The 19,638-nt window shown below is 59.5% G+C and carries 21 protein-coding genes; 10 read left to right on the top strand and 11 right to left on the bottom strand.

The window, feature by feature from the left end; translation table 11 throughout:
• Positions 1–16: 16 nt before the first annotated feature.
• The 4 genes from radA to alr all read right to left on the bottom strand — a co-directional run bounded on the left by radA (position 17) and on the right by alr (position 3,247).
• Positions 17–1,423, bottom strand: a complete 1,407-nt coding sequence (gene radA, locus FCH38_RS03090) for a DNA repair protein RadA (RefSeq protein ID WP_149897960.1) — start codon at positions 1,421–1,423, stop codon at positions 17–19.
• Positions 1,424–1,429: 6 nt separating this feature from the next.
• Positions 1,430–1,738, bottom strand: a complete 309-nt coding sequence (locus FCH38_RS03085; protein ID WP_210267093.1) for a type II toxin-antitoxin system RelE/ParE family toxin — start codon at positions 1,736–1,738, stop codon at positions 1,430–1,432.
• Positions 1,677–1,988 carry a type II toxin-antitoxin system ParD family antitoxin gene (locus FCH38_RS03080; RefSeq protein ID WP_153513492.1) on the bottom strand — a complete coding sequence of 104 codons (312 nt, stop codon included), beginning with the start codon at positions 1,986–1,988 and terminating at the stop codon, positions 1,677–1,679. Before FCH38_RS03080 ends, FCH38_RS03085 begins: the two co-directional genes overlap by 62 nt.
• Before the next feature lie 65 nt (positions 1,989–2,053).
• On the bottom strand, positions 2,054–3,247 hold the full coding sequence (gene alr / locus FCH38_RS03075; protein WP_174372789.1) for an alanine racemase: 1,194 nt from the start codon (positions 3,245–3,247) through the stop codon (positions 2,054–2,056).
• 86 nt (positions 3,248–3,333) lie between these two features.
• On the opposite strand from alr, the gene FCH38_RS03070 reads away from it, so the two are divergent.
• The 3 genes from FCH38_RS03070 (at position 3,334) to FCH38_RS03060 (ending at position 5,286) form a co-directional block, all read left to right on the top strand.
• Positions 3,334–4,191: an AraC family transcriptional regulator gene (locus FCH38_RS03070; protein WP_174372788.1), complete on the top strand. Its 858-nt coding sequence runs from the start codon at positions 3,334–3,336 to the stop codon at positions 4,189–4,191.
• 91 nt (positions 4,192–4,282) lie between these two features.
• On the top strand, positions 4,283–4,987 hold the full coding sequence (locus FCH38_RS03065) for an AzlC family ABC transporter permease (protein ID WP_174372787.1): 705 nt from the start codon (positions 4,283–4,285) through the stop codon (positions 4,985–4,987).
• On the top strand, positions 4,984–5,286 hold the full coding sequence (locus tag FCH38_RS03060; RefSeq protein ID WP_149897955.1) for an AzlD family protein: 303 nt from the start codon (positions 4,984–4,986) through the stop codon (positions 5,284–5,286). Before FCH38_RS03065 ends, FCH38_RS03060 begins: the two co-directional genes overlap by 4 nt.
• 202 nt (positions 5,287–5,488) lie before the next feature.
• Here FCH38_RS03060 and FCH38_RS03055 read toward each other — a convergent pair whose 3' ends face one another.
• Positions 5,489–6,976: a replicative DNA helicase gene (locus tag FCH38_RS03055; protein WP_153513496.1), complete on the bottom strand. Its 1,488-nt coding sequence runs from the start codon at positions 6,974–6,976 to the stop codon at positions 5,489–5,491.
• 312 nt (positions 6,977–7,288) lie between these two features.
• Between FCH38_RS03055 and FCH38_RS03050 the strand changes: the two genes are divergently transcribed.
• From FCH38_RS03050 to FCH38_RS03040, 3 genes are read left to right on the top strand one after another with little or no spacing between them, the layout of a single operon-like run.
• Entirely contained in the window at positions 7,289–7,744 is a 456-nt protein-coding gene (locus FCH38_RS03050; protein ID WP_149897953.1) for a MarR family winged helix-turn-helix transcriptional regulator, read from the top strand.
• Positions 7,741–9,486, top strand: coding sequence for an MFS transporter (locus FCH38_RS03045; protein WP_174372786.1), 1,746 nt, complete (start codon positions 7,741–7,743; stop codon positions 9,484–9,486). The genes FCH38_RS03050 and FCH38_RS03045 overlap by 4 nt, the downstream gene beginning before the upstream one ends.
• 19 nt (positions 9,487–9,505) lie before the next feature.
• Positions 9,506–10,573, top strand: coding sequence for an HlyD family secretion protein (locus tag FCH38_RS03040; RefSeq protein ID WP_153513497.1), 1,068 nt, complete (start codon positions 9,506–9,508; stop codon positions 10,571–10,573).
• A 266-nt stretch (positions 10,574–10,839) separates the two neighbouring features.
• Here FCH38_RS03040 and rplI read toward each other — a convergent pair whose 3' ends face one another.
• The 6 genes from rplI to FCH38_RS03010 form a co-directional block, all read right to left on the bottom strand.
• Entirely contained in the window at positions 10,840–11,415 is a 576-nt protein-coding gene (gene rplI / locus FCH38_RS03035; RefSeq protein WP_149897951.1) for a 50S ribosomal protein L9, read from the bottom strand.
• A gap of 14 nt (positions 11,416–11,429) precedes the next feature.
• Complete coding sequence (locus FCH38_RS03030; RefSeq protein WP_174372785.1) at positions 11,430–12,404, bottom strand: DUF2232 domain-containing protein; 975 nt, start codon at positions 12,402–12,404, stop codon at positions 11,430–11,432.
• A 185-nt stretch (positions 12,405–12,589) separates the two neighbouring features.
• Entirely contained in the window at positions 12,590–12,838 is a 249-nt protein-coding gene (rpsR, locus tag FCH38_RS03025) for a 30S ribosomal protein S18 (protein WP_003496832.1), read from the bottom strand.
• Between the two features lie 13 nt (positions 12,839–12,851).
• On the bottom strand, positions 12,852–13,313 hold the full coding sequence (rpsF, locus tag FCH38_RS03020; protein ID WP_045016900.1) for a 30S ribosomal protein S6: 462 nt from the start codon (positions 13,311–13,313) through the stop codon (positions 12,852–12,854).
• 266 nt (positions 13,314–13,579) lie between these two features.
• Positions 13,580–14,215, bottom strand: a complete 636-nt coding sequence (locus FCH38_RS03015) for a DUF2272 domain-containing protein (RefSeq protein WP_174372784.1) — start codon at positions 14,213–14,215, stop codon at positions 13,580–13,582.
• Positions 14,216–14,388: 173 nt separating this feature from the next.
• A complete protein-coding gene (locus FCH38_RS03010; protein ID WP_149897947.1) occupies positions 14,389–15,432 on the bottom strand; it encodes an aldo/keto reductase in 1,044 nt (347 codons plus the stop codon).
• A gap of 221 nt (positions 15,433–15,653) precedes the next feature.
• Between FCH38_RS03010 and fabD the strand changes: the two genes are divergently transcribed.
• The 4 genes from fabD (at position 15,654) to fabF (ending at position 19,535) form a co-directional block, all read left to right on the top strand.
• Positions 15,654–16,598 carry an ACP S-malonyltransferase gene (gene fabD, locus FCH38_RS03005; protein WP_174372783.1) on the top strand — a complete coding sequence of 315 codons (945 nt, stop codon included), beginning with the start codon at positions 15,654–15,656 and terminating at the stop codon, positions 16,596–16,598.
• 97 nt (positions 16,599–16,695) lie between these two features.
• A complete protein-coding gene (gene fabG / locus FCH38_RS03000) occupies positions 16,696–17,433 on the top strand; it encodes a 3-oxoacyl-[acyl-carrier-protein] reductase (protein WP_174372782.1) in 738 nt (245 codons plus the stop codon).
• A gap of 351 nt (positions 17,434–17,784) precedes the next feature.
• Entirely contained in the window at positions 17,785–18,021 is a 237-nt protein-coding gene (locus tag FCH38_RS02995) for an acyl carrier protein (RefSeq protein WP_003502080.1), read from the top strand.
• A gap of 251 nt (positions 18,022–18,272) precedes the next feature.
• Positions 18,273–19,535: a beta-ketoacyl-ACP synthase II gene (fabF, locus tag FCH38_RS02990; protein ID WP_153513502.1), complete on the top strand. Its 1,263-nt coding sequence runs from the start codon at positions 18,273–18,275 to the stop codon at positions 19,533–19,535.
• Positions 19,536–19,638 lie beyond the last annotated feature (103 nt).

Raw genomic sequence — 19,638 nt, 5'->3', positions numbered from 1 at the left:
TCCCTTGGCGAAAGGATCAATATTCGTCGTCCTCAACCTGTTTGAACCGGTTGCCGGAGCCGGCGATGCGAGCCACGAGGTCCGGAAGGCTTTCAATTTCCGTCCAGCGACCCTTGCCCGCTTTCGGCAATTCAGCTGAACCAGACGGCAGAAGTGCGGCGGAAAAACCAAGTTTCTCAGCTTCTTTCAACCGCTGCACCGTGTGCGCCACCGGCCGCACCGCACCCGACAGGCTGATTTCGCCGAAATAGACGCAATCGGCCGGCAGGGCAAGACCGGCAAGCGAGGAAACCAGTGCAGAGGCAATCGCCATATCCGCCGCCGGTTCGGAAATACGGTATCCTCCCGCCACATTCAGGTAAACGTCGTGTTGACCGAGCTTCACGCCGCAATGGGCCTCCAGCACGGCAAGGATCATGGCAAGCCGCGAACTGTCCCAGCCGACGACGGCACGGCGCGGCGTGCCAAGCGAGGTGGCCGCCACCAGCGCCTGCACCTCGACGAGCACCGGACGGGTGCCTTCGATGCCGGCAAAAACCGCAGCGCCGGGGGATTTTTCATTGCGCTCGCCCAGAAACAGTTCGGAGGGGTTGGAGACTTCCCGCAGACCGCCATCCGACATTTCGAACACGCCGATCTCGTCCGTCGGCCCGAAGCGGTTCTTGACGGTGCGCAAAATACGGTAGTGGTGGCCACGGTCGCCTTCGAAATAAAGCACGGCATCGACCATGTGCTCCACCACGCGCGGCCCGGCGATCTGGCCTTCCTTGGTGACGTGGCCGACAAGCACCATGGTCGCGCCCGTCTGCTTGGCGAAACGGATCATCGCCTGCACGCCGGTGCGCACCTGCGTCACCGTGCCAGGGGCGGAGTCGGCCGTGTCGCTCCACAGTGTCTGGATGGAATCGATGATGATGAGATCGGGCCGCTTGCCTTCCGAAACCGTCGCCAGAATATCTTCGACATTGGTTTCCGCTGCCAGCAGCACATCGGTATCTGCAGAACCAAGTCGCTGGGCGCGCAGGCGCACCTGCGCCACGGCTTCTTCGCCCGAAACATAGATGACACGGTGTCCGCGCCGCGAAAGGGCGGCCGCCGCCTGCATCAGCAGCGTCGATTTGCCGATGCCGGGATCGCCGCCGATCAGGACCGCCGAACCGCGCACAAAGCCGCCGCCGGTCGCCCGGTCGAGCTCGCTGATGCCGGTCGGAATGCGCGGCGCTTCCTCGATCTCGCCGGACAGCGATGTCAGCGTGACGGGTCTGCCCTTCTTCGGCACCTTGCCCGGCCCGGAACCGATGCCGCCCATCGGGTCTTCTTCGACGATGGTATTCCACTCGCCGCAGCCTTCGCATTTCCCCGCCCAGCGGTTATGCACCGTGCCACAGTTCTGGCACACGAATTGAGTCTTGGCTTTGGCCATGTGTTTTCAGTTTTCTTCTTGTTTGAAATCTTTGGCGGAGATGTCCTGATGGCCGTGCAGCACGCGCAGAACATACATCTTCTTGTCATCGACAACGAAATAGATGCACCGATCACGATAGGGGAAAGCCCGCAAATTCGGCGCAAAGCTCCGAGGTACGCCTGTTACCCCGTATCGTGCCAGCGAGATCATTTTAACGTTGATATCGTCCAGAAAGCGCCTTGCAGCAACGGGATTGAATTGCGCGATATAATTATGATCGGCGAGAAGATCGTCCAGCGCCCGTGCGGTGATCACCAGACGCCTTCGCTTCATTCTGTTCCCCCGCGAGCTTTATGATATGTGCGGTTAAATCATCCGCCGTGGAAAATTCCATCACCCGGCCGGCTTCCACATCGTCTAGCCCTTCCTGGATCAGTCGCTGAAGCTCTACGAGCTTGCCTTCCTTACTGCCAAGCAGACGCAAACCGGCGGATATCACCGCATCTGCATCCTCAAAGATGCCCGCTGCCACCTGCTCCTCAATGAACTTCTCGTCCTGCTCGCTCAAATGGATTTCGGGCATTTCGATCTCCTTTTGTTCTCTTGTAGCACAGGTCGCTTCCGCTTTCCAAGAGCTAAGGTCTCAGCTTACTCGTCAGCCATCAGATATTGCCGCTCGTAGCGCAGGCCAAGCCCTGTCAGCATTTCATAGCCGATGGTGCCGGCCGCCCGCGCGGTCTCATCGACCGGCACATTCGGGCCGAAAAGCTCGATGTAATCGCCGCTGCGAATGGCATTTGCGGGCACATCCGTGACGTCAAAAATGGTCAGGTCCATGGTCACGCGGCCGGCCACCGGCACGTTATAACCATTGACCACGCCGTAGGCGCCGCCATGGCCCATTTCGCGCAGCGGAATGCCTGAGCCAGAAAGCGAACGCTGATATCCATCCGCGTAGCCCACGGAGGCGATGGCAAGCCGGCTTGCACGCTTGAGCAGGAAGCTGCCGCCGTAGCTGACGGTCTGGCCTTCGCCCGCTTCACGGATCTGGATGATCCGCGCCTCAGCTTTGGCGACGGGCCGCATCGGGTTGGCCATGTCATTGACCGCCTCGCCGCCATAAAGGGCGATGCCGGGGCGGGTGAGGTCGAAATGATAGTCGGGACCGAGAAAGATACCGGCCGAAGCCGAAAGGCTTGATTCGATACCTTCGAAAGCGGCGCTAACCCTGCGGAATGATTCGAGCTGGACCCTGTTCATCGGCGAAGAAGGCGTATCGGCGCAGGCGAGATGCGACAGCACCAGAACCGGATCGAAACTCGCCGGCCGCGTCACGTCGTCGGCCAGAAACAGCGCGTCGTCAAGCGGCAGCCCAAGCCGGTTGAAGCCGGTATCCACATGCAGCGCGCAGGGGTGGTCGCCACGCTCGGCCACCGTCGCCATCCAGAAGGACAGCTGCTCCTCGGAGGCCAGCACCGGCACCAGATCATTGTCGAAGACCTGCCGTTCCTGCCCCTGCCAGATGCCTGATAGCACGAAGATGCGGGCTTCCGGGGCGTAGGACCGCAGCGTAGCGCCCTCGGCCACCGTCGCCACGAAGAAGTCGCGCGCGCCGGCATGGTATAGCGTCGCACCACAATCCTCGATACCGAGACCATAGGCGTCGGCCTTGACGACGGCCGCCGTCCGCGCGCTGCCGGACCGCTTCTTCATGTTCCGCCAGTTATCGGCGAGAGCGCCGAGATCGACCGTCAGCCGCAGCGGTGCATGTTCGAAAGGGTCGGTTTCGTTCTCGGGACCAGATTCGTTTTCGGGAAATGTGTCTTCGAAGTCGTCTGTCATGCCATGCGTCCGGTTGATTTTGGAACCGGCCAGACCCTAGCACTTTTGTTCAAGACGGTAAGGATCGAATGCTTTAAACTCGGCTCATGCACAATGTTTCGCAGGAACAGGCCATAGATGTCATGCCGATTGCCGCGACGGAAACGACGCGTTTCTGGCGCGACCGGCGTTTCGGCGGCATGGAATGTCTGAGTGCGACTTTTCTAACCCATGAATATTCGCCGCACGCGCATGATACATTCTCGATCGGCGCGATCGAAAGCGGCTCGCAGATTTCCACCATTCAGGGCACCACTGAACAGACGGGGCCGGGGCATCTTTATCTCATCAATCCGGATGAGGTTCACGACGGCGCGCCGGGCGGCGGCGGTTATCGTTACCGGATGATCTATCCCGACAGCTTGCTGCTGCGTGACGTCATCGAGGATGTCACGGGCAGGGTCTTTCACGGCACACCGTCTTTTCCAAGGTTTCTGCCGCGCGATCCGCAGATGGCCGCAGCATTCCAGATGGCGCACCGGCGGCTGGAAACGAAATCCGGCGCTCTGGAAGCGGATGAGGGCATGTTCTCGGTTCTCGCCGCCCTGTTCGGCAGGCACGGCAGCGCCACCCTCCTGCCCATCGAAACCCGCGAGAAAACGGCTGTTCATGCCGCCCGGGATTATCTGTCCGACAATTACGAGACGGATATCGGCCTAGAGGAGCTAGCCTCGATTGCCGGTCTCAGCCGCGCGCATCTGATCCGGGCGTTTAGGAGAGAATTTCATATCACCCCGCACGCCTATCTCACGGATGTGCGCATTCGGCAGGCGCGCCGGCTGCTGCGGGCTGGTGAGATGCCGGCTGATGTTGCGGCGCTTTGCGGTTTTGCCGATCAGGCGCATTTCACGCGACATTTCAAGGCGCGCACCGGCGTCACGCCGGGGCAATTCCGGCTGGCGTGATCTGCCACCTGCGTTTGCGCCGCGATGTCACTTTCATTCAAGACCTTTAGATTTTCCGGGCGTATCGCACTCTTCTGAAAAGGGGAATGCGATGTCCATATCGGAAATGCGCGCGGAATTCGGGGCGGGGCTGAGAGCTGCTGCCCCCCTGCTGGTCGCCATGGTGCCGATCGGCGTGGTGTTCGGCGCGGTCGCCATCGGCAAGGGCCTGTCGCCGCTGGAAGCCTCGCTGATGTCGCTGCTGGTCTTTGCGGGCGGCTCGCAATTCGTCGCCATGGATTTGTGGACACATCCGGCGAGCTGGAGCGCACTCGGTTTTGCCGCGTTGCTGGTCAATCTGCGCCATGTGCTGATGAGCGCCTCCATCGCCGGCAAGCTGGATGATTTTACCGGCTGGCGAAAATATGCGGCCATGCTGGTGCTGACGGATGAATCCTGGGCGCTGTCGGAATTTCGGGCGATGACTGCAAGTTTGACAGCAGCCTTTTTTATCGGCGCGGCGCTGCCGATCTATCTACTCTGGAATCTAAGCACACTTGCAGGCGCGCTGCTCGGCGCGGTCATGGGCGACATGTCGGTCCTCGGTCTGGATTTCGCGTTCCCGGCCGTCTTCATCGTGCTGCTCATGGGGTTCTGGAAGGGCAGGGAGACAGGCTTCGTGCTGCTGGCAAGCGCCTCCGCCGCCTGTCTCACCCATGCGCTGGTTCCGGGCGCCTGGTATATTGCAGCCGGCGCCCTGGCGGGGCTTGCCGTCGCTGCCTTCGGTCACGAAGAACAGGCGGAGCAGCCGGCATGACGCTTGATGTCAATACCCTGCTGACGATCCTTGCCATGATGGCGGCAACCGTTGCCACGCGTCTGGGTGGCCTGCTGCTGGTCAGCCATTTCACCCTGACGCCCCGCCTGAAGAAGGCGCTCGGTGTGGTGCCGCCCGCCGTTCTGATGGCCGTTGTCACGCCGACAGCACTTGCCAGCGGCCCGGCTGAAACCATCGCCTGCGCGGTGACTGCGATTGCGGCGCTGCGTCTCAGCCTGCTGCCGGCCGCCACGCTCGGCGTCGTCACGGTGGCGTTGCTGCGCGGAATCGGATTGTAAGAAAACCCTGCCAAGGCCCTGAAAAGACTCTCCCGCTCATATCGAACGCAGGGTAGGCGGCGAGGGCGAAAACCGATTCGCCCTCATGATCCGGTTCGAGCATTTTCGCCAAAAGGGCGAAGCGGTTTTACGTCCGCAATATGCGTAAAACAAAGAGATAGAGCGTTTTCGCGTTTCGGAGAAAAGCGGAAGCGCTCCAGGATCAATGCTCCTCGTACTGGCTGAAGCTCGAGTCGGCCAGATCCGCGAAGCGGGTGAATTCGGACTGGAAGGCGAGCTTCACCGTGCCTGTCGGTCCGTGACGCTGCTTGGCGATGATGACGTCGGCGGTGCCTTTTACCTTATCAAAAAGGGCTTCCCACTCCCCATATTTGGGATCGGAAATATCCCGCGGCTCCATGTTCTTGACATAATATTCCTCGCGGAACACAAACAGCACAACGTCGGCGTCCTGCTCGATGGAGCCGGATTCACGCAGGTCGGAAAGCTGCGGGCGTTTGTCCTCGCGGCTTTCCACCGCACGGGAGAGCTGTGACAGCGCAATGATCGGAACGTTGAGTTCCTTGCCGAGCGCCTTGAGACCCGTGGTGATCTGGGTGATTTCCTGCACGCGGTTTTCACCGCTCTTGCCGGCGCCGGTCATCAGCTGAATATAGTCCACGACAAGAACGTCAAGGCCACGCTGGCGCTTCAGGCGGCGCGCGCGGGCGGAGAGCTGGGCGATGGAGATGCCACCGGTCTGGTCGATGTAAAGCGGCACCTTCTGCATCATCTGGCTGCAGGCGACGAGCTTTTCGAAGTCCGATTCAGTAATGTCACCACGACGGATTTTCGAGGAGGACACTTCCGTCTGCTCGGAAATGATACGGGTGGCCAGCTGTTCGGACGACATTTCGAGTGAATAGAAACCGACGACGCCGCCGTTTTTCGCCTTGAACGAACCATCAGGCTGCACTTCCTGATCATAGGAGGCCGCGATGTTATAGGCGATGTTGGTGGCGAGCGACGTCTTGCCCATACCCGGACGACCCGCAAGTACGATAAGGTCGGAACGCTGCAGGCCGCCCATGCGGGCGTCAAGCGAATGAATGCCGGTGGAAATGCCGGAGAGATTGCCGTCACGCTCGAAAGCTGCGCCCGCCATGTCGATCGCCAGCGCCACCGCATCGTTGAACGACTGGAAGCCGCCGTCGTAACGGCCGGTTTCCGCCAGTTCGAACAGACGGCGCTCGGTATCTTCGATCTGCGCCTGCGGCGGCATGTCCAGCGGCGCGTCAAAGGCGATGTTGACGACATCCTCGCCGATCTGGATCAGCGCGCGGCGCAGCGCCAGATCGTAGATCGCCCGGCCGTAATCCTCGGCGTTGATGATCGAGACGGCTTCTGCGGCCAGACGCGCGAGATATTGCGCCACCGTCAGGTCACCGACCTTGTCGTCGGCGGGCAGGAAGGTCTTGATCGTCACCGGATTGGCGGTCTTGCCCATGCGGATGATATCGCCCGCCACCTCGAAAATCTTGCGATGCAGGGCTTCGTAAAGATGCACGGGCTTCAGAAAATCCGAAACACGGTAATAGGCGTCGTTATTGACGAGGATAGCGCCGAGCAGCGCCTGTTCGGCCTCGATATTGTTCGGCGCCTCGCGGTAATGCGGTTCTGCGGGGGTGATCTTTCTCACAGCGTCGTTCATGGTTTGCGCGATCTCCCTTATGCCTTTGTCCGTAAACGTTGGGTTTGGCTTCCTGGGGCATGGCAGTCAATGATATTGTTGCAACACTATACGGCAGGCTGACGTCCGCTCTGTAAAGCTGGATCACATCTTCAGTTGTCCCCAGCAATCCACAGGCGGGTGGGGACAAGGCGCCGAAATTTTCCGGCAACGTGATTCGCTGCCATGAGTTTACCGCATGGCAGACCCGGCATGAAAGAAACTTGAAAATCGTCAGGCTTACGAATAAATAGGCAGAAAATAAGTAGTGTGCTAATTATAAGGCTTGCTGACATGTCCCGCGAGACCGACAAGGAACAGCTTCTCGATGAGGTTTCTGCTTTTACCCGCAAACTGCGCGCGTTTTTTGATGCGCGGGTAGGGGAGAGCGGCCTGACGCTGGCGCGTGCCCGTGCGCTTTTTGCCCTGTCGCGGCGCGGCCCGCTGACGCAGACCGAGCTTGCCGAAGAAATGGAAATCGAAACTCCGACGCTGGTGCGGGTTCTCGATGGCATGGAAAAACAGAACCTCATCGAACGCCGCTCCGACGAAAACGACCGCCGCGCCAAGCGCATCCACATGACGGAAGAGGGTGAGAAGACCTCAGGCACGGTGCAGGCGGTGGCAAAGGCGCTGCGCTCGGAAATCACCGCCGATATTTCCTCTGAGGATCTGGCCAAGGCGCTGGATGTGATGCGGCGGCTTTCGACCAATCTGCAAAACCTTGCGGCCGGGAGGGTGCAATCATGAGCACCGTGTTGCCGCAGACCACGGACGAGGCTGCCTCTGAAAAGGATGTGACTGTTGTCAGGCCAGAGGAAATCGTGGCCGCCCCCCAGACGGCGAGCGATGCCGATGGTGGTGAGATCTCGGCGGAACCTGCTGTTCCCGCCGCACCGCAGCCGGTTGAGCGGCCGGTGTGGCTGCGGCTGTGTTTCATTTTTGCGGGCCTGTCGTTTTTCATAACCCAGGGTCTGGGCATGAACCTCGTCATGGCCAATATCTACCAGTTACAGGGCGAATTTTCCGCTACGGTGGCTGAGGTGGCATGGCTTTCCGCCGCCTATATGGCACCCTATGCCACGTTTTCCATCGCGCTCTTCAAGATCAGGGCGCAATATGGCCTGCGACCCTTTGCCGAAGTCTCGATCATCACCTTTGTCGTCGCTTCCTGTCTCAATCTGTTCGTGACGGACCTGCATTCGGCAACCGTGATCCGTTTCGTCAGCGGCATGGCCGCCGCGCCGATCTCGTCACTTGGATTCCTTTATATTCTCGAGGCCTTTCCGCCGGCGCGGAAATTCTCGCTCGGTTTCAGTATCGCGCTGACAGGCACATTGCTGTCGGCACCGATCGCGCGCATGGTTTCGCCGTCCCTGCTGGAAATCGGCGGGTGGAACGCGCTGTATTCCATGGAAGTGGGCTTTGCGCTGATCTCCTTCGCCATGATCTATGTGCTGAAAGTCACGCCGCCGCCGCGCGCCAAAGTCATCGAGCGCATGGATATTCTGAGCTATCTGCTGTTTGCGGGCGGTCTCGGTTGTCTGGCGGTCATGCTGACGCTCGGCCGGTTCTACTGGTGGTTCGAAACATGGTGGCTGGGCGTGCTTCTGGCGACGTCGATCGCGCTTTTGACGCTCATGGCCTTCATTGAATTGCCGCGCAAGAACCCGCTGCTCGACCTGCGCTGGATTTTCTCGAAAACCAACCTGCATGTTATCGCTGTCCTGCTCGTCTACCGCGCGGTTTCCTCCGAGCAATCCTCAACGGCGGTCGGCTTTTACCAGCAGCTTGGCCTGCTGAACGAACAGACGACGACGCTATATGCGCTGGTGCTGCTGGCGACGGTGCTTGGCGGTGCGGCCTGCGCCTGGCTGATGCTGACGAAATATGTCGATACGGCCCATGTGATCGCGCTGACGCTGATTGCGGCCGGCTCGTTCATGGACAGCCAGTCCACCAATATGACGCGGCCGGCGGAGATGTATCTCAGCCAGATGATGATCGCCTTCGGCGCGGCCATGTTCCTGCCGCCCGTCATGTCCAAGGGATTTGCCGCAGCACTTGCGCGTGGCGCGCCCTATCTGGTGAATTTCATCGCCATCTTCCTGTTCACCCAGATCACAGGTTCGATGCTGATGACCGGGTTGCTCGGCAGTTTCGTGACGCTGCGCGAAAAATTCCATTCCAACGTTCTGGTGGAAAATATCCTGCTCACCAACCCCGTGGTCGCCCAGCGCGTATCCCAGCTTTCCGGCGCTTACAGCCATGTCATCACCGATCCGGCGCTGCTGAAGGCCGAGGGGCTGTCGCTTCTGGGACAGCAGGTCAGCAGGGAGGCCTATGTGCTCGCCTATAACGACACGTTCCTGCTGATATCGGTTGTTTCGGCGCTGGCGCTGGTCGCACTTTTACTCCACCTTGCATGGATGCGCATCCGTCCGTTCCTTTTCCGGGACAATGTCGAAGCCGCACCGGCACTACAGTCTTGAACATTCCAAGAGTGACAAAATGCTGAAGAAGTTTTTTACCCCCGTTTCCATTCTCGTGCTGCTCGGCGGTCTCGCCGGCATAGCGCTCGTGCTTTACGCCTGGCGGCTGCCGCCGTTTCTCTCCACCGTGGAAATGACCGACAATGCCTTCGTGCGCGGTTACGTCACGACCATGAGCCCGCAGGTCAGCGGTTATGTCGTCGATGTGCCGGTCAAGGACTATCAGGAGGTCAAACAGGGCACGTTGCTGGCAAAGATCGATGATCGCATCTACCGGCAGAAACAGGCGCAGGCGGCTGCATCGCTCGATACGCAAAAGGCGGCGCTCGACAATTCCCGCCAGCAGGAAAACGCCGCCAATGCCAATATTCTCTCCAGTCAGGCGGCTGTCGACAGCGCCGGGGCTTCGCTGAAACAGGCGCAACTGGCATCCGACCGGCAGGATAATCTCATCAAAAGCGGCGTCGGAACCTCCAGCCTGCAGGAAGAGGCGCATGCCGCGCTTGAAAAGGCCCGGGCATCCCTGTCGCAGGCGAAAGCCGCCCTCGAAGTTTCGCGGCAGGATTTGCAGACGATCATCGTCAACCGCAGCTCCCTGCAGGCTGCCGTCGCCAATGCGGAGGCCGCTGTCGAACTCGCCAAAATCGACCTCGACAATACCGAAATCCACGCGCCGGTGGACGGCAGGCTCGGCGAAGTCGGCGTGCGCACCGGCCAATATGTCACCGCCGGCACGCAATTGATGGCTGTCGTGCCGCATGATGTCTGGGTCATCGCCAACTTCAAGGAAACCCAGCTCGCTGGCATGCAGGTCGGCCAGCCGGTAACGATCTCGGTGGATGCGCTGCATCGCCGCAAGCTCAACGGCCGTGTCGAGCGGTTCTCGCCGGCCACCGGATCGGAATTCGCGGTCATCAAGCCCGACAATGCGACGGGCAATTTCGTGAAGATCGCCCAACGACTTGGAGTTCGCATCGCGATTGATGCGGATCAGCCGCTGGCGGCGGATCTGTCGCCGGGCATGTCGGTGGTGGTGCATGTGGATAAAAGCGCGGCGGTTGAGGGGGCGGAGACGGCGGCGAGGTAGATATAGGAGTTCGCGGCAAGGCACCCCCCTCTGTCCTGCCGGACATCTCCCCCTCAAGGGGGGAGATCGATTTGCGGTTAGGTCTCGCCAATCTCAAGCTTGAGAATGAAGTGGCGGTAGCGCCCCCTGCCGATCTCCCCCCTTGAGGGGGAGATGCCCGGCAGGGCAGAGGGGGGTGAACCTCTCCACACACTCAACATCCCAAAATACAAAAAAACCCCGGATGCTTCCATCCGGGGTTTTCCTTATGGCCGCTAGGCCAAGTCTTATTCGTCGTCGCCGTTGCCGTCAGCTTCCGGATCGAAGAAGTCTTCCGGACGCAGTGCGTCTTCGTCAACGCCGTAGATGGCGTCGGCGGAGGTGAGGCTTTCGCCCTTGGACTGGCGTTCGGCTTCTTCGGCGGAACGGGCAACGTTCAGCGAGACCTGAAGCTCGACTTCGGCGTGCAGGTGCAGGGTAACGTCGTGCAGGCCGATGGTCTTGATCGGCGTGTTGAGTTCAACCTGGTTGCGGCCGATGTTGAAGCCTTCGGCAGCCAGGATATCGACGACGTCGCGAGCAGCGACAGAGCCGTACAGCTGGCCGGTTTCGCCAGCCGAACGGACGACGATGAAGGACTTGCCTTCAAGCGCTTCGGCAACCTTCTGGGCTTCCGACTTGCGCTCGAGGTTACGGGCTTCAAGCGTTGCGCGCTCGGTTTCGAAACGGGTCTTGTTGGCGGCGTTGGCGCGCAGCGCCTTGCCCTGCGGCAGCAGGAAGTTACGCGCGTAACCGTCGCGAACCTTGACGGTTTCGCCCATCTGGCCGAGCTTGTTGATACGTTCGAGAAGAATGACGTCCATCTTCTTGATCCTTTCTATGGTTTGGTTTCGTTCGTTGTGTCGGTTTTCCGTGCAGGCGTCAGCGAGATCGTGCTGCGCACGTCGCTCAAGCCGAGCACGAGAATGATGAACAGCGGAAAGACAAAGACCGCCGAGAGATATGCGAGGATGAGAACCGGCAGCCGCCAGTCCTTTCCGCGCGCCTTTTTATGCAGCGAGGCAAACCCCGCCATCAGGAAACCTGCGCCGAAGGTGCCGCAGATGACGGCGCCGACCATGGCGGCAACGCCCCCGAAGAACATGGCGACGATGCCGCCGAGAAAAATGAAGATGGCGTTGCGGTGCATGCGCAGCGCAGACGCGATGTCTTCGCGCGGGCGAAGGCCCTTGCCGAAGGAACCGACCAGCCGGGCCGCAAAATAATAGGCCGCAAACAACAGAATGACCCACAGGCCGCCCTGAACGATCGGCAACATCAACACCAGCAGCGATTTCGTCTGCGTCAGCGCCTCGGCATTGGCCTCGAACAGCGGCTCGCGGCTCTGCACTGATGTCATCATCAGGTCGACGATGCGGGCGACGAGATCGGGACCGTAGCCGATCATCCAGCCGAGTATGATGACGGCGACAGAGACCAGAATGCACAGGTGCAGCACGATGCCGGACAGCGGATACCATGCAAGCAGATCATCCGGGCCGCCGAGTTCGGAGGCCGGGCGCGCCAGATTGGCAAGATGCGAAAGCCAGCCCGCCGGGATCAGTGTGAAGATGGCGATGGTGAGCGCGAAAAGCGGCGACATGACCAGCGCGCCGATAATGGCGGTGGTGATGATCGCGACGATGGCGGCGCGGTTGCCCCAGCCCATCCCGGCGATGAAGATCGGCATGGCCGACCCGGCGTAGAGCAGGAAGGAAAAGGACGACTGTGCCGTTGCGCCAAGCGTTAAAAACGCGGCGCATATGCCGGCGAGAACGCCGGAGATCAGCACTGTCTGGTTCAACTTTTGCACTTCGCTGTCCTGCTGAAACTTAAGCAGTTAGAGGATCGTTCCTAAGGAGCGTCATCCCCAACATGGGTTTTATGGTATCGATCCGCGCCCAACGCGGAAGGATTTGAACTCGCAACCTACTGATTAAAAGTCAGTTGCTTTAGAGAAAACGAGGCCGCGCCAAAACGCAGCCTCGCTTTAATTCATTACGCTACGACGTAAGGCAGCAGGCCGAGGAAACGGGCGCGCTTGATCGCCTGGGCGAGTTCGCGCTGCTTCTTCTGGGAAACGGCCGTGATGCGGGAAGGAACGATCTTGCCGCGCTCGGAAATGTAGCGCTGCAGCAGACGAACGTCCTTGTAGTCGATCTTCGGAGCGTTTGCGCCGGAGAAAGGGCACGTCTTGCGACGGCGGTGGAACGGGCGGCGTGCCTGGGAAGAGGATGTATCAGCCATTGGTCAATTCTCCTTATGCACGGTCTTCGCGCGGACGGCGCGGACGATCTTCGCGGTCGCCGAAGCCACCTTCACGCGGCGGACGCGGACCACGATCTTCGCGCGGGCCACGGTCCGGACGGTCGCCGTCACGGCGCGGACGGTCGTCACGATCGCGCTTCTGCATCATCGCGGACGGGCCTTCTTCGTGGGCTTCGACGGCGATGGTCATGTAGCGAAGAACGTCTTCGTTGATGCGCATCTGACGCTCGATTTCATGGATCGCAGGCGCCGGAGCGTCGATGTCCATGAGAGCGTAGTGAGCCTTGCGGTTCTTCTTGATGCGGTAGGTAAGGGACTTCAGACCCCAGTTCTCGACGCGTCCGACTTTACCGCCGAACGATTCGATAACGCCCTTGTACTGCTCGACAAGTGCGTCGACCTGCTGGGCAGAAATATCCTGCCGGGCAAGGAAGATGTGTTCGTAAAGAGCCATTTAAGCTTTGCCTTTCTTGCGTTTCGTCCTTCACCCGGCAACGGCGCTAAGCCTCAACGACTGCTCCTGGTTAGGCGATAAAGCCTTAAAGCAAGAAAAGCGTTGTTCGAGACGGTCGAGAGCGGAGACACGGGAGGCCGGAAAAACCTTATGGTTCCTGCTGTTTCGTTACCGAAACCAGCCCTCCGTTCAGCCACCAGCCAATTGGACCGGGTGTTGTGAACAGCGCGCTTATACGGATTTTTCACGTTTTGGCAATGGTTTTGTCAGTTAAGCGCGTTTTTCTTCAGAACGACGAACCATTTATGCCTGGTATCGGCGATATGGCCGCTTTCACTGAGCGGGATCGTTTTCTTTGTCACCGAGTCGAGAACATTGAAGCCTATGACGTCGATTTCGCCCGGTCGTCTGGCAACGACAATATCGGTATGGGACTTATAGCTGCCCACCTTGTCATAGTAACCCTGCGCCTGCTGGAAGCTGACTTTGTCATAGGTATAGCCAACGATATCGCCGACATCCGGGGTCGCGCCAGCCTCCTTCAGCCGGTATCCATGGTAGAGGGCGCTCGTCGAGTTTTGCTTACGCGCTTTTATGAAATGGCGAATCCATACGGAATGCGATTCCGCGAAAGGAAACTCTTTCTTGCTGAATTGCGCGGCATGGAACACGTAGGAAATTCCGACGGCCGACCAGAAATAGTGGTCGTTCATAACATCATCCTCCGTCGGCGTTCCACCTCCAACGGAATTATAGTTCTTGATGACGTATTTTGCGAATATGCGGTCGTCATCCTTGTGCCGGATGTGCCTGGCGTCAGTAGAAAGGTTCCATGTGGAGTTTCCCCAGTGCTTCCACTCCTGATCGGCAACATTGAGAATATCTGAGACTGTCTTGGCCATCGAATTCTCCCAATTGTAATATATTTGTTATTTTTGTAAAAATCCGGTCAATTATTTTATCTATTTATGAAGTTCACCGGCGTGTACCGATATACGCGCCGGTGAACATAATAATACAGAATTCAATTGGTATTGAAAGATGGTTTTATTTGAATTTATGGCCCGGGGATAGTTTAGATCGCCATCGGATACTTCCGATGGATCGCCGCAATCCCCTTCAGCACCTCTTCTGACAGCTTCACATCCGCAGCCGCAATATCCACCTTCAACTGCTCGTTCGTCGTCGCGCCGATGATGGCCGAGGCCATGAAGGGGCGGGTGAGGCAAAATGCGATCGCGAGCTGCGCCGGATCGAGCCCATGTTGCGCCGCAAGCTCCAGATAGGCCTTGACCGGCGCTTCCTGATGCGGCTGCAGGCGGCCGCCGAGTTCCCTGTTGATGGTGCCGCGGGATCCCGCCGGATATGCGCCATTCTGGTATTTGCCGGTGAGAAGTCCGGCCGCCAGTGGCGAATAAGCGAGCAGGCCGACATCCTCGTGATGAGCGACTTCCGACATGTCCAGATCGAAGCTGCGATAGAGCAGATTATATTCGTTCTGGATGGTGGCGACGCGCGGCAGGCCACGGGCCTCGGCGATGTCGATATATTTCTGCGTGCCCCAGGCGCTTTCGTTGGAGAGGCCGATGGCGCGGATCTTGCCGGCTTTCACCAGTTCGCCGAGCGTATCGAGCTTTTCCGTGATTTCGGCGATCGTGCGCTCCTTGTCCTGGCCGGAGGCATCGAAACCCCAGACGCCGCGGAAGTGGTAAGTGCCGCGGTTAGGCCAGTGGATCTGGTAAAGGTCGATATAGTCCGTCTTCAGACGTGCAAGGCTGGTATCCACCGCCTCGCGGATGGCGCTCGCATCGATATCGCGGCCACCGCGAATATAATCGCGTCCCGAACCGGCAACCTTGGTGGCGAGCACCACCTGATCGCGCTTGCCGGTCTTTTCGAACCATGTGCCGATATATTCTTCCGTCCGCCCCTGCGTTTCGGCGGAAACGGGGGTGGTGGGGTAAAGCTCGGCCGTGTCGAAGAAATTGACGCCGTTTTCGACGGCGTAATCCATCTGCGCATGCGCCTCGGCTTCAGTGTTCTGCGTGCCCCACGTCATGGTGCCAAGGCAAATTTCGGACACGGATATACCCGTGCGGCCCAATAGTCTCTGTTTCATGGAAATGTCCCGGTGCTTGGCGAGATGGTGTGAAAGGTCGCATGAAAGTAATAGGGAATTGCCGCAGTGCAAGAAAAAATATGACTAAAAGAAAGAGTGAATAGGGTGGCAAAACCCTGCGGATGCGCCCGCCGCAGGGCGTCAAGTCTTGACACCGCTGGCCGGAATGTGAATGGAAGTCACTGGAATAAGGGCAATCCAGAAAAGAAGGACCACATCCCATGGGTATTGCATTCACATTTCCCGGTCAGGGAAGCCAGGCCGTCGGCATGGGCAAGGAACTTGCCGATACCTATGTCGAGGCGCGCGCCGTGTTTGCGGAAGTCGATGAGGCGCTCGGCCAGAAGCTTTCCGATATCATGTGGAACGGCCCGGAAGAAACGCTGACGCTGACGGCGAACGCCCAGCCCGCCCTCATGGCGGTGTCCATGGCGGTCATGCGGGTTCTCGAAGCGCGCGGCCTGAAACTGTCCGACGCTGTTTCTTATGTTGCCGGCCATTCGCTCGGCGAATATTCGGCGCTCTGTGCCGCCGGCACTTTTTCGATTGCGGATACCGCGCGGCTTCTGCGCATCCGCGGCAACGCCATGCAGGCCGCCGTGCCTGTCGGCGAAGGCGCGATGGCGGCGATCATCGGGCTGGAGCATGATGTGGTTTCGGCAATCTGCGACGAGGCCGGTGTTCTCGGCGTCTGCCAGATCGCCAATGATAATGGCGGCGGCCAGCTGGTCATTTCCGGCTCCAAGGCCGCTGTCGAGAAAGCCGCCGCGATCGCTTCCGAAAAGGGCGCCAAGCGCGCCATCATGCTGCCGGTTTCCGCGCCCTTCCACTCCGCGCTGATGGCGCCGGCTGCGGAAGCCATGCGCGAGGCGCTGGTCAAGGTCGAAAAGAACAATCCAGTCGTGCCTGTTATCGCCAATGTGCGTGCCGCTCCCGTTTCCGACGCCAATGAGATCGCCGCTTTGCTGGTAGAGCAGGTGACGGGCCAGGTACGCTGGCGCGAGACGGTGGAATGGTTTGCCGCCAACAACGTGACCCAGCTTTACGAGATCGGCTCCGGCAAGGTGCTGACGGGCCTTGCCCGCCGCATCGACAAGACCGTGAACGGCGTTGCCGTCAACGGCGCTGCCGATATCGACCAGCTTCTTGCCACTCTGATAGGCTGATAGCGGGTTTCGCCCGCAATGGCTTTTTCGTTTTTGACAATTCCCGATGCAGAACCGCAAAATTTCCTGCGGAGTTGCTCTAAAGAAGGAACAGGACATGTTAGATCTGACAGGCCGCAAGGCTCTCGTTACCGGCGCGACCGGTGGCATCGGCGAGGAAATCGCCCGCCTTCTGCACAAACAGGGCGCAACCGTCGGCCTGCACGGCACGCGCGTTGAAAAACTCGAGGCGCTGGCGGCGGAACTTGGCGATCGCGTCAAGATTTTCCCGGCTAACCTTTCCGATCGCGCCGAGGTCAAGACGCTCGGCGAAAAGGCCGAAGCCGAGCTGGAAGGCGTCGATATTCTCGTCAACAATGCCGGTATCACCAAGGACGGCCTCTTCGTGCGCATGAGCGACGAGGACTGGGACAACGTCATCGAAGTGAACCTGACCGCAATGTTCCGCCTGACGCGTGAGCTGACGCATCCGATGATGCGCCGCCGCTTCGGCCGCATCATCAACATCACCTCCATCGTCGGCGTTACCGGCAACCCCGGCCAGGCCAATTATTGCGCCTCCAAGGCCGGCATGATCGGTTTTTCGAAGTCGCTGGCGCAGGAAATCGCCACCCGCAACGTCACCGTCAACTGCGTGGCCCCGGGCTTCATTGAAAGCGCCATGACCGGCAAGCTGAACGACAAGCAGAAAGACGCCATCATGGGCGCCATTCCCATGAAGCGCATGGGCACCGGCGCGGAAGTCGCGTCTGCCGTTCTTTATCTGGCTTCCAACGAGGCGGCCTATATGACCGGTCAGACCCTGCACGTCAACGGCGGCATGGCGATGATCTGACGGCGCTTCCAGCCGTCATGAAAACGATTGCGGCGCTATTTCAGCACCTTGTTGGGTAGCTTGCGCCGCAAGGCCCCGCCGACCGGTTTCCGGCTAAATTGCCTGTCATACGCTGTGCTTAGCGCGTTTTCAGGCTTTTCGACCGATTGAAACCGTGTTAATCGGGCCAAGACTGTGAACAGTCGTCCCGGAGAGACAGGAAGCCGTTGCGATTTTGCGTGACGATGTCTAGCTTGGACCGGGTTGAACGGGTTTGCCAGCGGTGCCGGATTTGAACGGCGCATGAGGGCTTCTAACAGGGCAGGGTGCCGCAAGGCATTCCCTTTCAAAATAAAGGTCGAGGAAACCGACATGAGCGATATCGCAGAACGCGTAAAGAAAATTGTAATTGATCATCTTGGCGTTGACGCCGACAAGGTTGTTGAAGGCGCCAGCTTCATTGACGATCTGGGCGCTGACTCGCTCGACACCGTTGAACTGGTCATGGCTTTCGAAGAAGAATTCGGCGTTGAAATTCCCGACGACGCAGCTGACTCGATCCTGACTGTTGGCGACGCCGTCAAGTTCATCGAGAAGGCCCAGGCCTGATCGACCTTCATGGGGGAGGTGCAATATCCTCCCATCTTGGCCCGGCTCGTCCGGGCCAATGTTTTATAAGGAGACGGTACGTGCCCGAACAGGCGCGCGTTCCGGCCTCCGCATAAGCGTCCCGGCCGGAAACGGTGCGTGACGAAGATTGTGCGGACATTCGAAATGCTGCAGCGTCTCGCAAACGTCACTCGATGGCGTCCGGCATTGCAGAAGAGACTGATGATTTGGATAAGGGCGGAGCGTTGGCGATGAGGCGTGTCGTTATCACCGGTACCGGCATGGTATCTCCTCTTGGATGCGGAACGGAAATCACCTGGGAAAGGCTGCTCGCCGGCCAGAACGGCGCCCGTCTCGTGACTGAGTTCGAAGTCGAAGATTTGCCCGCAAAGATCGCCTGCCGCATTCCCGTCGGTGATGGCTCCAACGGCACCTTCAATGCCGATGACTGGATGGAGCCCAAGGAACAGCGCAAGATCGATCCTTTCATCCTGTATGGCATGGCCGCTGCCGACATGGCGCTTGCCGATGCGGACTGGCACCCGGAAACGGATGAAGACCAGATTGCCACCGGCGTTCTGATCGGCTCCGGGATCGGTGGCCTGGAAGGCATTGTCGATGCGGGTTACACGCTTCGCGACAAGGGTCCGCGCCGTATTTCACCATTTTTCATTCCCGGCCGTCTGATCAACCTCGTATCCGGCCAGGTTTCCATCCGCCACAAGCTGCGCGGCCCGAATCATTCCGTGGTGACGGCCTGCTCGACCGGCGCGCATGCCATTGGCGACGCCGCCCGGCTGATCGCGCTCGGTGATGCCGAGGTCATGGTTGCCGGCGGTGCCGAATCACCGGTCTGCCGCATTGCGCTTGCCGGTTTTGCCGCCTGCAAGGCGCTTTCCACCCAGCACAACGACGATCCGCAGAAGGCATCCCGGCCCTATGATCGCGACCGCGACGGTTTCGTCATGGGTGAGGGTGCGGGCATCGTCGTTCTGGAAGAGCTGGAACACGCCAAAGCGCGCGGCGCGAAGATTTACGCCGAAGTCGTCGGTTATGGCCTTTCCGGCGATGCCTACCACATCACGGCCCCGTCCGAGGACGGCGATGGCGCCTATCGCTGCATGGCTATGGCGCTGAAGCGCGCCGGCCTGACGCCTGATGATATCGACTATATCAACGCCCACGGCACCTCCACCATGGCCGATACGATCGAGCTTGGCGCAGTCGAACGGCTTGTCGGCGATTCGGCTACGAAGATTTCCATGTCTTCCACCAAGTCGGCCACCGGCCATCTTCTCGGTGCTGCGGGTGCAATCGAGGCGATTTTCGCCGTGCTCGCGATCCGCGATAATATCGTGCCGCCGACGCTGAACCTCGATAATCCCGATGTGGAGACGAAGATCGATCTGGTGCCGCACAAGGCCCGCAAGCGCCAGGTCAACGTGGCGCTCTCGAATTCTTTCGGCTTCGGCGGCACCAACGCCTCCCTCGTGCTGCGTCGTTACGAAGCATAAGATTATATAAGCCGCGGCGGCTTTTGCCGTTGCGGTGGCAACCCGCGCCGCAAACCGCCTCGGACGGTTGCGGCTTTCTCCCGGCGGGTGCTGAAAGAGGGTG

Source organism: Agrobacterium tumefaciens, assembly GCF_013337285.1.
Classification (GTDB): Bacteria; Pseudomonadota; Alphaproteobacteria; order Rhizobiales; family Rhizobiaceae; genus Agrobacterium; species Agrobacterium burrii.
This window is presented reverse-complemented; position numbering and strand designations above follow the sequence as displayed.

Coding starts and splice junctions, on each gene's coding strand:
- FCH38_RS03065 (WP_174372787.1), top strand. CDS start 4,283: ATGTCCATATCGGAAATGCGCGCGGAATTCGGGGCGGGGCTGAGAGCT.
- FCH38_RS03080 (WP_153513492.1), bottom strand. CDS start 1,988: ATGCCCGAAATCCATTTGAGCGAGCAGGACGAGAAGTTCATTGAGGAG.
- fabF (WP_153513502.1), top strand. CDS start 18,273: ATGAGGCGTGTCGTTATCACCGGTACCGGCATGGTATCTCCTCTTGGA.
- FCH38_RS03070 (WP_174372788.1), top strand. CDS start 3,334: ATGCACAATGTTTCGCAGGAACAGGCCATAGATGTCATGCCGATTGCC.
- rpsR (WP_003496832.1), bottom strand. CDS start 12,838: ATGGCTGATACATCCTCTTCCCAGGCACGCCGCCCGTTCCACCGCCGT.
- FCH38_RS02995 (WP_003502080.1), top strand. CDS start 17,785: ATGAGCGATATCGCAGAACGCGTAAAGAAAATTGTAATTGATCATCTT.
- FCH38_RS03045 (WP_174372786.1), top strand. CDS start 7,741: ATGAGCACCGTGTTGCCGCAGACCACGGACGAGGCTGCCTCTGAAAAG.
- fabD (WP_174372783.1), top strand. CDS start 15,654: ATGGGTATTGCATTCACATTTCCCGGTCAGGGAAGCCAGGCCGTCGGC.
- FCH38_RS03040 (WP_153513497.1), top strand. CDS start 9,506: ATGCTGAAGAAGTTTTTTACCCCCGTTTCCATTCTCGTGCTGCTCGGC.
- fabG (WP_174372782.1), top strand. CDS start 16,696: ATGTTAGATCTGACAGGCCGCAAGGCTCTCGTTACCGGCGCGACCGGT.
- rpsF (WP_045016900.1), bottom strand. CDS start 13,313: ATGGCTCTTTACGAACACATCTTCCTTGCCCGGCAGGATATTTCTGCC.
- alr (WP_174372789.1), bottom strand. CDS start 3,247: ATGACAGACGACTTCGAAGACACATTTCCCGAAAACGAATCTGGTCCC.
- FCH38_RS03010 (WP_149897947.1), bottom strand. CDS start 15,432: ATGAAACAGAGACTATTGGGCCGCACGGGTATATCCGTGTCCGAAATT.
- FCH38_RS03050 (WP_149897953.1), top strand. CDS start 7,289: ATGTCCCGCGAGACCGACAAGGAACAGCTTCTCGATGAGGTTTCTGCT.
- FCH38_RS03055 (WP_153513496.1), bottom strand. CDS start 6,976: ATGAACGACGCTGTGAGAAAGATCACCCCCGCAGAACCGCATTACCGC.
- rplI (WP_149897951.1), bottom strand. CDS start 11,415: ATGGACGTCATTCTTCTCGAACGTATCAACAAGCTCGGCCAGATGGGC.
- FCH38_RS03085 (WP_210267093.1), bottom strand. CDS start 1,738: ATGAAGCGAAGGCGTCTGGTGATCACCGCACGGGCGCTGGACGATCTT.
- radA (WP_149897960.1), bottom strand. CDS start 1,423: ATGGCCAAAGCCAAGACTCAATTCGTGTGCCAGAACTGTGGCACGGTG.
- FCH38_RS03060 (WP_149897955.1), top strand. CDS start 4,984: ATGACGCTTGATGTCAATACCCTGCTGACGATCCTTGCCATGATGGCG.
- FCH38_RS03015 (WP_174372784.1), bottom strand. CDS start 14,215: ATGGCCAAGACAGTCTCAGATATTCTCAATGTTGCCGATCAGGAGTGG.